Genomic DNA, 14,904 nt, shown 5'->3' with positions numbered 1-14,904 from the left:
AAAAGAATTGGGCGCTCTTCTGAAAGACTCTTATGATAATGGGGTTCTTTTAGTAAATGGACAAAAAATAGCGTTAAGTGATTTACGTCCTCAATGGGCGTAAGCCGTTATCCTCAAATTGCTCTACTTTCTGAAAAGTGTAACGACCTAATCGATTAATGTGTGCGTATCTGGCCGGAGAAAGATGTTCAAAATCACTTTCATCGACCAGATTGCCTTCCGCCTGATGCCTTTTAAGTACTTCCTGTGTATAAACCGTATTCCAAACCACAACCAGGTTTGTCAGAACGTTTAAACAACCCGCAGTTTCTTGTTGGGCGTCTTCCTGTTTTCGCCTGAGATGCCCATCGCCACCAAACCAAAGCCAGGCGCGAAGTGCATGCAGCTGTTCACCCTTGTTAAGCTGTGCATGAATACGCCGGCGCAACGGTTGACTTTGTAAATATCGTAGTATGAAGGTCGTTTTAACCAGTTTGCCATATTCTTGTAGAAGTGCAGTCAAATGGTGCTGCCGTGGATATCCTTGTAATTTACTGATCATAAGCGATGATGTAACCCAACCACTTTTTAGTGTGGCCGCAACCCGTAATAAATTATCCCACCTGGCCCGGACATATTCTGGACGGAAATTGGAGGTGAATTTAAGTGAAGGATACTGTAAATCCATCCCCTTAATCCGGCACAGGCTTTGGTTTGCAAGGTCACGCAACCTAGGTGAAAATAGTAACCCTAATAAATCGAATAACGCAAAAATAATATCGGTATAACCACCTGTGTCCGTGGTGTGCTCTATAATTTCCAAATCTGTTTCGTTACCCAATATTTCATCCAGTACATAAGTGGCATCCCGGATTGTTGATGGAACGGATCTGCTTCCGTATTGTGCATATTGGTCGGACGTATGCGTAATAAGCGTATAACCTTTGCCGTAACCGTAATAACGCGGAATGGACTGTGCATTACGGATTTTGCCGCTTACAGGGAATCGTTGTCCATCAGAAGAAGACAACATTCCACTGCCCCAATAAGATGACAGCCAAAGTTCGTGCTGATAATTAACCAGCCGGACCGTGGCCCGTTTAAGTGTTTCTTCCCTGATGTAATTGGTAGACACCCACCAAAGCGTCTGGTAGTCAAGTCCTGCACTTTGAGCCATTTCAGTTAATGGAATATTACAGGCTCCTGCCAAAAGTGCTGCATACAATAATGCCTGGTGGTCTTACTCCTGGATTCATTTTCCAAGCCTGTCAACTCACTGGAAAACCCTGTCCAATTGTCTACTTCAACCAGAAGATCCGTTAATTCTACGCGCGGCAATAACCGGTCGACCGCTGCCCGGAGCGCTTTTACCGATTCTGGTATATCGTCTGCTTTTAAGGGTGTTACTACCAATTCCCCATCATCGTCCAGACGGATATCACCGCCGTCTGCCAGTATCTGTTCCATCAACGGCAAATGTGATTCCAGTTCCGAAATTTGCTCTTCTAACCGGTAAGGGGTTGCATCCTTATAACCTAGATAGGTTAGCAATTCGGTCCTGTGTGCCTTCCAGTTCGCTTCCGGAATCAAGTAAGTATCAGGACTTGCATATTTTCTGGAATGGTTAACATAAACATCACCCGAACGCAACCGGTCACGGAGCCTGGCAAGGACACTTAATTCGTAAGCAGGACGGTCTATTTCGCCTTTTACCGGCTCAACAAACGACTTCCAAGATGGAAGCATAAATTTCATAGGTAGTTCTTTCGGGTTCTTTCTCTTTCGTCCTGTTTGCCAATCACCTATCAATTGAAGTGCCTGCTCAAAATCATCTCCTGCAAAGGCATGCTCAAAAGTGAGTGCATCTAAAAAACCGGCAGAAAATGATTTAATGACCCGATATCGGCTAATAAGAAAGTGATGAAAAGTACGCGGCCCTTGCCTTGTCAGCATTTGCATAATGTCAATGGCTTCAATCAATTCGCTTCTGGATACGCTGGCATATATACGCGCCCTTAATTCGGCAGCCGGAATATTGATTTCATCTACAATGGGTTCGGCAGCCTTTCCCAAAGTTATAAGTGCACCGTCCCTGGACTTAACTTGCTTTAATTGGTATTCGGTCAGCTCACGTACTGATTGACCGGATATGTCTTCCCAGTATTCATCAAAAAGCTTTATAATGTAATCAGTTAGTGTAATGTATGCCTCTAGACAAAAGGCGACAAGCATGGGATAGCGTTTTGTATCGGACATCCGGATCAATGCCTGGTTGGTTTTGCTCCGGGCTAAAACCGCGAGCCTTTTACGGCGGTTAGGATGAAGGCTACTGGTATCCCATTTTTCAATATCGAGCTGGGTCAGGTATTGGCGTTTGTGCAACATTAGCTTAATCTGGTTTGCAGTAGGGCTCACCGGAGGTTTCGAAAGCCAGTTATGCGGCGTCGTTTTGAAAACCTTGTCTACTACCAGAAGATTGTCCAAATTTTCTTTGAACGAATTTGTTAGCAATGATGACAGGCGCTTGTAAGTTTCCTGATGAACCAAATCAGCCAGGGAAACAACTAGCCGCTCCAGTTCAATAATGGCCGGCCTTAAAATTAATTCTTCTCGTAGCCAGTCACAGGCCAGAGATAACAATACGTGTTCGTTATCGTGTTCCAATGCTCGCTCTAAGAGCCATTTCTCTAATGGGATTGTATCAATAAGCGGTTGCCATCGTCTTCGTTTCAAATATAAAAGGATTGTGTATAAATGTTCTGAGATCGTTTTTTCCCTATTTCCATAATTAATAAGGATTGCCGGATCGTTGATGTCCAGCTGCCGTGCGACATAACTAACCAGATTATCCGGCACTTTCCTGTACCATTCTTGGGGAAGGTGGTTCATGAGCCGAAGTATCGTTAACTGCAAAGCAAAACCTAAACGGTTGTGGTCTCGCCGCATACCGGATATCAGCTGGCGGTCCGTGTTGGAGAGAAAACAATAACGGGTTAAATCCTCTTGCGATAAATTGGACGGGATGCTCTGATAACGTTCGCGTTCCTGGCCGGAAAGAAATTCAGCGGGCATAATTTTGGTCCGCCGGGGCGGTGGCTAAAAAACGTTCGTTTATAGGTACAGCTCCCTTTAAGTTAAAAAGATGCTAAACCTGATAAAAAAGTTGTATCCGAAACTTATCTACTTTATGAATGTACCGTATATTGCATTCTGGTAAGTAACAGATACAAAACAGCACAAATTAATGCGAGTAGGATATGCAAGGGTCAGCACCCAGGAACAGACATTGGATTCTCAAACCGATGCATTGCGTCTGGCGGGTTGCGAAAAGATTTATGAAGATAAAATATCCGGGATGAAGGCTAACAAACCGGAGTTCGAATTGATGATGGGCTTTTTACGCAAAGGCGATACCATTGTGATCTGGAAACTCGACCGTTTGGGACGGTCTACACGTGGGCTGATTGAACTGGTTGAAGATCTCGGTAAGAAGGATATTCATTTGGTATCGCTTAACGATCCCATTGATACCACTTCACCTGGTGGGCTTCTGGTATTTCAAATATTCTGTGCACTTGCTGAGCATGAACGTAATGTTATTGTGCAACGGACAAGGGCCGGTCTGGATTCAGCTAGGGCGCGTGGAAGGAAAGGTGGCAGGCCCAAAGGATTAGCTGTTAAATATCAGAGGATGGCGCCATCGGTGAAGAATCTTTATGAATTAGGTCAACAGTCGACAACTGAAATCATGAACTCATTTCAGATTGGTAGTCGTAGGACATTTTACAAAGTGCTTCGTCATGCCGGGGTTATCATAAAATCAATTGAGCGTCCCAGCCGAAAAGATGATTGAAAATACCTTACCGCGCAATGGCTCTTCTCCCTTCCTTAATTTAACCCAAATGCTTGATGATAACATCATTAACTTAGTTCGCTTCCACATATTTATTTACGAAACTAACCCAATCTACTCCAAATGGTACGGTGATGTACTTACCGGTTGGAGTAATCAATATTTTTGTCGGATAGCCTTGAACCTTGAATAATCTTTCAATCTTGTTATCCGACATTGCAACCGGAAACGAGTACTTCATTTTTGTCATATAGGCTGTAACCTTCTGCTCTGTATCCCGGCTGGCAACGGTCAGAAGCGTTATGTTTTTCGACTGCTGGACGGTTGTCGAATCATAAAATTTCTGCAAAGCCGGATGTTCCTCGCGGCATGGCTTACACCAGGTTCCCCAGAAATCAACTAATATCCATTGGCCTGAATATGACTTACTCGAAAACGGTTTTTTAGCCATAAGCGTCAGCGTAATCGGAGGGGCTTTAACAGCAGACGCGTCAATTCCTTTTTTCCAATAGTCACCGAAGCTTGTACCTGGCATCAATTCCTCGTGAACAGCTCTTAATTTTTCCTTATACGAAGGTTCCACAAGTGCCGTCTTTAACAGTGTCTCCATGACTTGCTTTTTATCCGTACTGGCAGTGATAAACTGTAAATAATCATCCTGAAATCCTTCTTTTCCATGCCCCCAAAGCATTACCATGTCATAGAAATATCCGGATTGATGGTTTTTGTCAATAAGATCAGGACTGTATTCAAATGCTACTTTCAAAAGGGTTTCTTTTCGCCGGCGATCAGTCATTTGTTCTGATTTCAAAAAATTAACGCTGGCAAACAGAAACCGGAACCACGCCCGTTTATCCAGATCGGCTCTGCTGGACGAGTCAGTGACAACTACTTGTCCTTGGCGAAGGCTGGCTTCCAGTTTATTCGTTAGTCTTAGTGACAATTCGCTTAGTTCGGAATGTCTCCGTATGACATTCAGGATATTCAAACCATATCTGCCAGCACGATAACGGTAAATATCACGTCCATCAAGTTCTAAGTTAATGAATTCCTCTGTCAGCCTGGCTAACTGTTCTATATCGTTTGCAGCTTCTTGAACTTTGATTAGCAAAAACAAAGGTTGTATTTGTTGCTTCAAAAGTACCGAGGTATCTAAGACCATTTTATCAAGAATTGGCCTAGAAATCAATCTTCGTTTTGCACGGCTTACCTTCTGGGCTTCGTCATCGCTTGGTCGTTGAACAAAATCCTGTGCGAAGCTATTATGAATTAGAAAAGTTGCAGATTGTTCATATTCTGGATTTGATGCTAATTTTTGAACATTGGCAAATGCCGCATTTATATTTGGACTCTCATTAGTAAATCTTTGAAAGTTGTTGAAGTAATCGCTCGCAGATAATTTTGGCAATTCAGGTTTCTGAGCCTGGGCACAACATAGAAGAAGAAAAAAACCAAGGCTTGATAATACTATCTTTTTCATAAATGGTTTACAGTTCAGTGATTTTAAAACTTACCTGCCGTCTCAATTAGATACCCTGCTTCAAAGTGCATTATGTAAAAGTTATAACCTATTAGTTATAAACTAATTAATTCGAGATTTACTTAGTCGATGTTAAGAGCAATCAGAACAAACAAGGTAATGAAAATTCCTTAGCGCCATTCTATGTCCATTTACTAAAAGAACCCCATAATGCACCTCGTGGCGGCCAGGTAGTAAATATTCATCTATTTGGCATCGATCATGCTGAAGATATATCGGCTGTCGGTATCACAGATGTTATTGAGGCAGCGGGTATAGCTTCATCTCTCAGGGTAGAATTGAACAAAGGCGTCAACTTGTCCAAATTTGTCCAGCGCCGAAAGTGACCTCAAAAACTCTTCATTGATATACCCTTCGGATATTACGATCGAACACCTTTTGAATGTCAGCCACGGAGGCAATAGCGATAAACAGAACCAATAATTAGCAATCCCCACTGATTCTACTCAGTGAGGGGCAATATTATTTAAGGAAACCTAACGATTTCAATACTTCAATGATAGTACTGATCACTCCCGAAATACTTCCAAAAAATGTGGAAATGACTGTGACGTAAGCAGAAATCTTTCCAATCTTCTTTAAAACTTTTTTACTCGCACTTTTTTGTTTTGATTTTACAACCAGGTTATTATTTCGTTTTACAACCAAGGATTCTTGATTTGGACGTAATACGCTGGTTGTCATGCCTTTATGATGTCTTTATTTGTCACAAAAGTAGAATTTCAATGTTACCTAAATGTTAACTATATGTTATGGCTGAGTGATTTAGAACGTTTGAATCAATTCTAATTTTGTTCTAATATTTTCACTTGACAGATTGATATCCTTAGCATTTTCCGACGGATTTCAAATCTGGACACAATTACTAACAATAGCGGTAAATAGTTCATTATAAAGGATCTAATGAACATTTTTTAGTTAAAGTTTACAAAGAACAGGAGATAAGCCAACATATGTATTGTAAATAATCCTTTTAAGGGTTAAATTAAAAGAAAGTGCAAAAAAGGCCACGGCTTTGTTTAGTGTATCGGCATAGTGTCATTCTTACACTTTAATCCTTGTTTTTTTTTAAGGATATTTCAAGAATAGTTCACTATAAGAATGAAGTTTCTGTTCCTTTCTGTCATTGTGTATCACACGATATCTATTTACAAAGCCAATAATTAATTCAAAAATTCGGGATACTGCCTTATGATGGATAAAAACTGCTAGAAAAACATAAAGGAGGTGACGGTTTTTAATAACCGGTTACTATCTTATCTCTTAACCCATTCTGCAATCATTGTATAACTAAATGATATGTTAAATGAGAAACACAGAATAAGAGGGGAAGGGCGAATTCAGGCGAAGTTCTTGGGATAGTACAAGGAGAAGGGGCCAACGGACGAATTCGTGTTGCTTGGCAGAAAACAGTTACTTAATTTCGGGCATACTTTCCCGTTATGCTTTTTCAATCCAAACTGACCAGAAACGTCGCCTGGCGATGTTGTTATTTTCTCCTGCTTTTACACATGCTCAAAAGTACAAACTGCCCTTTAACCAGGAAATCTGGAGCCGTGATTATCAACCGTTTCGTATTGCCGGTAATCTGTATTATGTCGGTACAGCCGACTTGGCCTGTTACTTAGTCACAACGCCAAAAGGCCATGTCCTGATCAATACGGGTTTGGAAGAATCCGTTCCGTTGATAAAAAAGCATATCACTAGTCTAGGTTTTAAGTTTTCTGATATTAAGATATTACTGGCCACACATGCCCATTATGACCACGTCGCGGGGATGGCGGCGATAAAAAAGGAGACAGGTGCTAAAATGATGATACAATGCCCGGGATGCGAAAGCGCTTGCAGACGGTGGTGCTTCAGATTATGTGCTGGGTGAATATGGTGCCACGTTCGAGCCCGTGAAGGCGGATCGTATATTGAAGGATCAGGAGGTTGTTCGTTTGGAAGATGCCGCGTTGACGGTCCTTCACCATCCCGGCCATACACCTGGTGCCAATAGTTTTTTATTGACTGTAAAGGATAACAACCGCTCCTATAAGGTTCTGATTGCCAATTTTCCCGGGATTCTGGACGAAACGAAATTATCCGGTATGCCGGGATATTCAGATGTAGCGAAAGATTACGGCTACACCATCGACGCCATGAAAAAGCTAGATTTTGACCTCTGGGTGGCATCGCATGCCGGGCAGTTTGGCCTAGAGAAAAAGCGGAAGGAAGGCGACAGCTACAATCCAGATGCTTTCTCAGACCGAAAAGGATACGACGATCTGATGGCCTGGCTTGAGAAGCGTTACCATGAGAAGCTGAAAGAGAAATAGTAATTCGGACAAATCATTCCCACACTTTTGTAAACGGCTTTCTAAAGAAGTAGTTTACTGTTTTATTGAAAAGGTTTCGCTCATTGAAAACGGCATTGTTAAAACTTACCAATTCAAAGCATTCATAAGTTTTGTAAAACCTCGGGTATTTTTGACAATTACCTACATTCAAGGGCAAATTGGTTGACCTGTGAACCATAGGCATAGAGTAGGGGAGGCACCTTGGACGGTTGACCTGTTAACCATTAATAAAACTGACGCCAAAGTAATGTTACCCATGATCTGAATTTGTATCCTACTACGGAGAGTTATTTGCGACTCTCATATTTACTAACGATTCTAGTTACACGTCAGGTTTATAAACATTTTTTTGCTAGACGGATGCACAAGTTTCATGCTAATGACCCTTTCGAATCTTCTAACAAATTTTAAGTGAGGAACACAGAACAAGAGGAAAGGGCCTTTTGGTGCAAACTTTTAGGACAGTGCAAGTAAAGAGCACTTTTATATGCCGTTCACAAAAACGCATAGCGATAGGTGCTGTAAATTCTCAATTTACGGCCTGTCAACCGACTATTTAGAAACCCTACATGCCTGCAACATTTCTTCCAATTTGTCCAAGCGCCTGAACAGCACATTCATTCTTTGCTTCAATTCGGTTCCTTTTGCTCTAATATCAGACACGATTGCTGAATTATATCGGATCAACTCCCGGTTTCTATAATATGTTGCGAAACTTTCCATGATCATGATTAATGGTCTATTCTTTACTGACACAACTTACGTAGCTACATCGAGAAGCCAGCAAAACGTCCAGGATCGATCTATTAGATTGCACGCGGCTAACAATGCCAAGCAACTTGATTATCGACTCTTCAAAAGCATTTGTAAAAAATGTCGTTCATCAACTTAATGTATCCATCATACTTGGAAGGCTTACAGATGAATTGCATCGCCCCAGATTCTAGAGCCCGTTGTTTTAACTCAGTGCTACTACTGGTCGATGTAAGGATTGAACGTAAATGTTTGAAGTCTGGGTTAGCATAAACAGTTTGTAGTATCTCAATCCCGTTCATTCCAGGCATATTCATGTCAACTAAAATTAAGCCATTTTCAACTTCCTTGCTTAACATCTCCAAAAGTTGGCTGCCATTATAGGCGAAATATACATTAGCTGTCAAATTTAAATCTGCAATAGCTTCTCTAATGACAAGCATGTCATCTTCGTCATCGTCCACAATGTAAATGGTTTTCGTAGTGTCCATGGTTAGTTGTGTCAGAGATGGTACTATAACATAGAAAATTATGAAATTCAATGGAATATCGCAAGAAAGTACAGAGATTTAGTTTTACAGAATGCACAGCATCTTACTATAACTGACGAGATTAGGATGATTTTACACAAGGTAGCCTGACCAAACCCTAATATTTTTTGATAGTTATGCAAGTATCCCGTAGGTGTAAGTATCACATAACAACAGACAGTTTAAAATTAGAGATATCACTTAACAAAGAGCCTCTAATTTCTGGTAGAGCGTTTTCATATATGCATGGTAGTCAGTGAAGATTTCCGGCTTGACCATGTATTCCATGGCACCCATTTGAAAGACATTTTTCTCGGACTGCGATGACAGGTGATGTAGACGTAATGATAACAGGGATGCACCCCAAATCAGGCTCTGAGTTAATAAAAGATAAGATGTCATAACCATTTTTGCCCGGCATGTTCAAATCCGAGAGAATTATGTCCGGCAATCCCTGACGATTTTTTTCTAGCCATTCAAACAGCGTGTCCCCATTGACAAACTCACCAAGGATGAAAATGCTTAAATTCTTCGAGATCTGGGACGACAAGGGTGAGCCTGATAAGAAGTCAGGACGTGATCACGAAGCTTTATCCGATCGTCAAGCGGGGGATTGGTCGCGTGGGGATGGTTGGGGTTTGATGTATTAAAAAAGCCTCGATACCAGTTCGAAATCTATGTAGCAATTTGAACGTATTACTATATACGTATTTTGTGATTTGTTATTTTTCTTTATGCTCTGATATCGTTGTTGTTAGCGTTACTTGAGGGTGTACTAATGCCTTGAAGATGCCATTATGGTTACCTTTTTCGTCGTCTTTTGTTTATACTACTCTTGATAATACTGCTGTTAATGAAGTGCTTAGGCATGTTACTACTAGGCAAAGGTGTGTTATTATTAATAATGATGCAGTTGTGGTAGTTGTTAATAACGCTGCTAGATTTGCGCGCATTCTTGTCCTTCGACTTAGTAAAATAGCCAAACAGACAGGCTAAACCAGCCAATATGAACATGAGGATTTCATGCGATTCTTTCAAATCGCCAAAAAAAGACAATATCTCTTTTGAGCTGGTGAAATCCATTAAACCTATGACGGGATACAGGATTAATAGGCATTTATCCTAAAAAGTTCCCGAATCCACACATTTCTTTTGACACGACGCCTGGGCGGATATATGATTCTAGAACATCTGACCACGCGTGAGTGATACAGACGCTCTGAGAGAAAGCCTTCTCTTCACAGGCTTGACGTTAGGAGAGAACACTTTAAGCGTTAGTGTATCGCAGTAAGTTTATTCCACACGATTTAATTCTATTTCATGATCTAAATAGCTGTGAAAGGCAGCGAGCGATAAGCCTTTCGTCTTGTACCCATCATTTATGATATAAGTGGATTGGGGATTTTTATCATTAGTTATGAAGTTAACAGTGTGAAAATATGTTGGAGTTGTATCTTTTCCATAAGAATCTTTAGTGACAATTTTTTCAACTATTGTTTTATAGCTTCCGGCAAACATTTCTTTCTCTTTTCCATTTACGAATCGTTGTGCGGTGAAAGTTCCGTTTTCTTTGATTTCCATCTTTATTGCAGATATATAATCCCCATCATCTATTGAAATTGATCCTTTATATTCTCCGCTGATCTCTTCATTTGTAATAGCATTCGAATTTTCAGAGACACTTTTGGAAGGGCTGCCACAGCCAAAGGTTAAAAAAACAATAAGTGATAACAAGGGAATGGAAATGAGCCTGTAGGAATTCATAAAGTGATAGAGGTTTTTGGTATGCGGCGAAAATAAAAACAAAAAGCTAATTAAACATATGTAAAAGTAGAATTCATTTTACATCCACGCCAGCCCTGTTCTAATCAGCCAGAAACAGGGGTAGGCATGGCAGAAAACTACGATTTCAGCATTGATCAAGGTACAACGTGGAACCGCGAATTAACCTTTGCACAGTACGGCGTTCCTATCAATTTCACCGGTTTCAGCGCGCGCATGCAATTACGCCGGACTAAATGACAGTCGGCATCCGATCTTTCCTTGACCACTGAAAACGGCGGCCTGACGCTGGTGCAAGTTGACGGCAAAATCACAATCAACGTAACAGCCGCGCAATCAGCCCTGTTGTCAGGTTTTTATTTCTATGACCTCGAAACTGTATCCGGCTCGGTCGTTACCCGATGGATCGAAGGCAAGGTACGGTTAGATTAAAAGATTGTACATAATGTACCGTTGCCCCTATTAGGAAGCTTGTATGGCACTTTTTACAATAATTAACTTTTGGCAAAAAAATCTTGTAAGTCTATCTACAGCACTTTAATGGCAGAATCTTGATAACATCTTTAAAGATGGCGCTGAGATTTGAATACAGATGATATAAGCCAGGTAATTTAGCTACGCGAAACCCGTGGTACTTTTGGTTCTAACTTTTAATTTAACCCGAAATTGGCACGGATGATATTTCAAAGCTGATTGGTTGTATCAATGCATTGTCGAAACAGGTGCTTGGTGATTTTGGAATCATAAAAGAAACAGATCCCAACCCAATGCACCGGGCTGTTGCCTTTTGCCAAAGCATCGTAGCCTCAAAAAATATAACGGGTTCTTTTAACTCAGCAACTGGTGTTTACCGGGATACGCTAACGGCAAATAAAAGGAATGAGACTGTATTGGTTGCCTCTGAACACGTTGACGGCACCATGGCAGCGCCTGAACGGGATAAGTTACTTACCTGGTTAAAAGCAGGTAGTACAGACGCCTCAGAATGCCGGGTTCTTACCAACGTTCGTTGCCTGAGTGAAGGTGTTGACGTTCCTTCTCTGGATGCAGTCATGTTTTTATCGGCTCGTAATTCCGAGGTTGATGTGGTGCAGTCCGTTGGCCGGGTAATGCGTATTTCACCTGGTAAGAAATACGGCTATATCATTATCCCGGTTGTGGTTCCTTCCAATGTGGACGCAGCGCGTGCCATGGACGACAACCAACGTTATAAAGTAGTGTGGACGGTATTAAATGCCTTACGTGCACATGACGACCGTTTCAATGCCATCGTAAATAAGATTGATCTCAATAAAACACCGCCGCCGCAAATCATTGTAGGTGGACCAGGTGCGACCAGTGAAGATACCGAATCGACAACCCAGCAGAATGGAACACCTTCAACATCCGAAACAGTTCGCGCCGCAGCTGGCCGCCAGCTAGGGATCCAGTTTCAGGAATTACAAGGTGTATTCTATGCGCGATTAGTTGAGAAAGTTGGTGACCGGGTATATTGGGAAAAGTGGGCAAAAGATGTGGCCCTCATTGCCGAGCGACAGATGGAACGGATCTCAAATCTGATTAAAACAGAAGGTGAACACAAAACAGCCTTTCTCCAATTTCTGGCAGGTTTGCAGAAAAACATCAATCCAAGCATTTCTCAAAACCAGGCAATTGAAATGCTTTCCCAGCACATCATCACCAAGCCGGTTTTTGATGCTTTGTTTGAAGGGTATTCGTTTGTAAAAAACAATCCGATTTCGAAAAGCATGCAAACCATGATGGATCTCTTGGATGCTAGCTCACTTGAAAAAGAATCCGAAACACTTCAAAAGTTCTACGATTCAGTTAAAAAACGTGCTTCCGGAATAGACAACGCCGACGGTAAGCAGCGTATCATCATTGAGCTTTATGACAAATTTTTCAAAACCGCTTTCCCGAAAATGGTGGAGCAGCTTGGTATTGTTTACACCCCGATTGAAGTTGTAGATTTCATTATTCACTCTGTAAACGACATCCTGAAAAAGGAATTTGACAGAAGCATTTCAGACGAAAATATTCATATTCTTGATCCCTTTACCGGCACAGGCACTTTCATAACCCGTTTGCTGCAAAGTGGCCTCATAAAGCCAGGTGACCTGGAACGCAAATACAAACAGGAAATTCATGCAAATGAAATTGTCCTGCTTGCGTATTACATAGCGGCCGTAAATATTGAAAATGCTTTTCACGATCAATTAGAGGACCCGGAGCGTTACGAAGCATTTGACGGAATAGTATTGACTGACACTTTCCAATTAGGAGAATCGGACGATAGTGAAAAAATGTTCTCTGACATGTTCCCTCAGAATTCAAAACGTGTTGCAGCTCAAAAGAAAGCACCATTACGGGTGATTATAGGAAACCCGCCATATTCGGCTGGACAGAAATCAGCGAACGACAATGCGCAAAACCAAAGTTACGTTAAATTGGATTCCCGTATTGCAGCCACATACGCCAAGGAAACGACTGCCACTAACAAAAATTCCCTTTACGATTCTTACATTAAAGCATTCCGCTGGTCGTCTGATCGTTTAGACAAAGTTCATGGCGGCATAATTGCCTTTGTTTCAAACGGTGCATGGCTGGATAGTAATTCAAGTTCCGGTTTTCGAAAAAGCCTCGAAAAAGAATTTTCGTCGATTTATGTTTTTAACCTTCGTGGTAACCAAAGGACGAGTGGAGAACTTTCAAGAAAAGAAGGAGGTAAAATTTTCGGATCTGGGTCCCGTACACCTATCGCTATTACTTTCCTGATTAAAAACCCAAAGGCAAATGGCGAGAAAGCGACAATTCATTACCATGACATTGGCGATTACCTGACGCAAGGAGATAAATTGAAAATCATTCAAAAGTTTAAAACAACTTCAAATGATAATATGCCATGGGAAATTCTTGATCCGAATGAACATGGCGATTGGATAAGTCAGAGAAATGATTTGTTTAATACGTTTACCGCAATAAGTGAAAAAGGAAATTTATTATCCTTCTTCATACCCAATTTATTTTGTCGCGGGTTAGAAACAGCGCGTGATTCTTGGGCATATAATTCCGATACCCTTACTTTGGTCAACAATGTTAAAAAATCAATAAGCTTTTTTAACAAAGCAATTGATGACTTTATAGTTTTACGAGAGAATGACCCTAGTGCTACTGCTGATCAAATTATTAATTTCGATGACAGTCAAATAAGTTGGTCAAGAGCCTTTGTAAACGACTTGTCTAACAAACGAAGAAAAGAATATTATGAAACGAGTCTAAGAACTTCAATATATCGTCCTTTTTTTAAACAGAAACTATATTTCAGTCGTGAATTCAACAACGTAGTTTCTCGAATGGATTCATTTTTTCCATCGGCAAAATCTAAGAATCTTATCATTTGTGTCCCGGGGCCAGGCGGTAGTAAAGGTCTATCAGTTATAATTACCGATTTAATCCCAGACCTTCATTTAAATGGTGATTCCCAATGTTTTCCATTATACTATTACGAAGAAACCCAACGCCAGGCACCTTCATTGTTCGACGGAGACGGGCAGAGTGACTTTGTAAGAAAGGATGGAGTGTCTGATTTCATTTTTAAGCGCGCCAGAAGCCAGTATGGTAACATGGTGAGCAAGGAGGATATATTCTATTACGTTTACGGTTTCCTGCATTCTCCAACGTACCGGGTTAAGTTTGCGTCTGACCTTAAAAAGATGCTTCCAAAACTTCCTTTGGTCGAAAAGACAGAAGATTTTTGGTCATTTAGCAAAGCCGGCCGAAAACTCGCAGATTTGCATATCAATTATGAAACAGTTGCCCCGGCTGATGATGTATATGTGAAAGGTGATGAAAGCGGATTCTTCAAAGTTGAGAAAATGCGTTATCCTAAAAAGGATCAGAAAAACACCATCTATTATAACAGTCAAATCACGATTGAAAGCATTCCGGATAAAGCCTATGAATATATCGTCAACGGCAAAAGTGCCATTGACTGGATCAGAGGTTTTCATTACAAATGGACGGAAAATAGCGGTTTGCTAATTAACGCTTATCGACAGGCGGCCGCAAAGCTCGTAGCCCGTTCTCTTGTAACCTGATTTCATCGTTGAAATCATATTTTCCTAA

General features: G+C 41.1%; 11 protein-coding genes and 1 pseudogene. 6 read left to right on the top strand and 6 right to left on the bottom strand.

Annotated elements, in window-relative coordinates; translation table 11 throughout:
• Positions 1-82: 82 nt before the first annotated feature.
• Positions 83-1,156 carry a Tn3 family transposase gene (locus FBF61_RS32945; RefSeq protein WP_229215340.1) on the bottom strand — a complete coding sequence of 358 codons (1,074 nt, stop codon included), beginning with the start codon at positions 1,154-1,156 and terminating at the stop codon, positions 83-85.
• A 5-nt stretch (positions 1,157-1,161) separates the two neighbouring features.
• Positions 1,162-3,051 carry a DUF4158 domain-containing protein gene (locus FBF61_RS32940; protein ID WP_138485253.1) on the bottom strand — a complete coding sequence of 630 codons (1,890 nt, stop codon included), beginning with the start codon at positions 3,049-3,051 and terminating at the stop codon, positions 1,162-1,164.
• Positions 3,052-3,223: 172 nt separating this feature from the next.
• Between FBF61_RS32940 and FBF61_RS32935 the strand changes: the two genes are divergently transcribed.
• Positions 3,224-3,832: a recombinase family protein gene (locus FBF61_RS32935; protein ID WP_138485252.1), complete on the top strand. Its 609-nt coding sequence runs from the start codon at positions 3,224-3,226 to the stop codon at positions 3,830-3,832.
• 73 nt (positions 3,833-3,905) lie between these two features.
• On the opposite strand, the gene FBF61_RS32930 is transcribed toward FBF61_RS32935, so the two are convergent.
• The gene (locus tag FBF61_RS32930; protein WP_138485251.1) at positions 3,906-5,312 is read right to left on the bottom strand and encodes a TlpA family protein disulfide reductase; all 1,407 of its coding nucleotides are present in this window, start codon (positions 5,310-5,312) and stop codon (positions 3,906-3,908) included.
• Between the two features lie 116 nt (positions 5,313-5,428).
• Between FBF61_RS32930 and FBF61_RS35785 the strand changes: the two genes are divergently transcribed.
• The gene (locus FBF61_RS35785; RefSeq protein WP_445438738.1) at positions 5,429-5,698 is read left to right on the top strand and encodes an HTH-like domain-containing protein; all 270 of its coding nucleotides are present in this window, start codon (positions 5,429-5,431) and stop codon (positions 5,696-5,698) included.
• A gap of 1,157 nt (positions 5,699-6,855) precedes the next feature.
• Positions 6,856-7,693, top strand: a pseudogene (gene bla, locus FBF61_RS35715) (subclass B3 metallo-beta-lactamase).
• An 875-nt stretch (positions 7,694-8,568) separates the two neighbouring features.
• Here the strand turns inward: bla and FBF61_RS32920 are convergent.
• From FBF61_RS32920 to FBF61_RS32910, 3 genes are all read right to left on the bottom strand, one after another.
• Positions 8,569-8,958 carry a response regulator gene (locus FBF61_RS32920; protein ID WP_138485250.1) on the bottom strand — a complete coding sequence of 130 codons (390 nt, stop codon included), beginning with the start codon at positions 8,956-8,958 and terminating at the stop codon, positions 8,569-8,571.
• 292 nt (positions 8,959-9,250) lie between these two features.
• Positions 9,251-9,547, bottom strand: a complete 297-nt coding sequence (locus tag FBF61_RS35710; protein WP_138485249.1) for a response regulator — start codon at positions 9,545-9,547, stop codon at positions 9,251-9,253.
• 743 nt (positions 9,548-10,290) lie between these two features.
• Positions 10,291-10,761, bottom strand: coding sequence for a hypothetical protein (locus FBF61_RS32910; RefSeq protein WP_138485248.1), 471 nt, complete (start codon positions 10,759-10,761; stop codon positions 10,291-10,293).
• A gap of 126 nt (positions 10,762-10,887) precedes the next feature.
• On the opposite strand from FBF61_RS32910, the gene FBF61_RS35345 reads away from it, so the two are divergent.
• From FBF61_RS35345 to FBF61_RS32905, 3 genes are all read left to right on the top strand, one after another.
• Complete coding sequence (locus FBF61_RS35345; RefSeq protein WP_262712848.1) at positions 10,888-11,019, top strand: hypothetical protein; 132 nt, start codon at positions 10,888-10,890, stop codon at positions 11,017-11,019.
• Between the two features lie 21 nt (positions 11,020-11,040).
• Positions 11,041-11,211, top strand: coding sequence for a hypothetical protein (locus FBF61_RS34820; protein ID WP_166444682.1), 171 nt, complete (start codon positions 11,041-11,043; stop codon positions 11,209-11,211).
• A gap of 278 nt (positions 11,212-11,489) precedes the next feature.
• Positions 11,490-14,876, top strand: a complete 3,387-nt coding sequence (locus FBF61_RS32905; protein ID WP_229215337.1) for a type ISP restriction/modification enzyme — start codon at positions 11,490-11,492, stop codon at positions 14,874-14,876.
• The last annotated feature ends 28 nt before the right edge of the window (positions 14,877-14,904 follow it).

Source organism: Dyadobacter bucti (assembly GCF_005869225.1).
Taxonomy (GTDB): domain Bacteria; phylum Bacteroidota; class Bacteroidia; order Cytophagales; family Spirosomataceae; genus Dyadobacter; species Dyadobacter bucti.
Note: the sequence above shows the minus strand (reverse complement) of the source record. Positions and strands in the feature narration are given on the sequence as shown.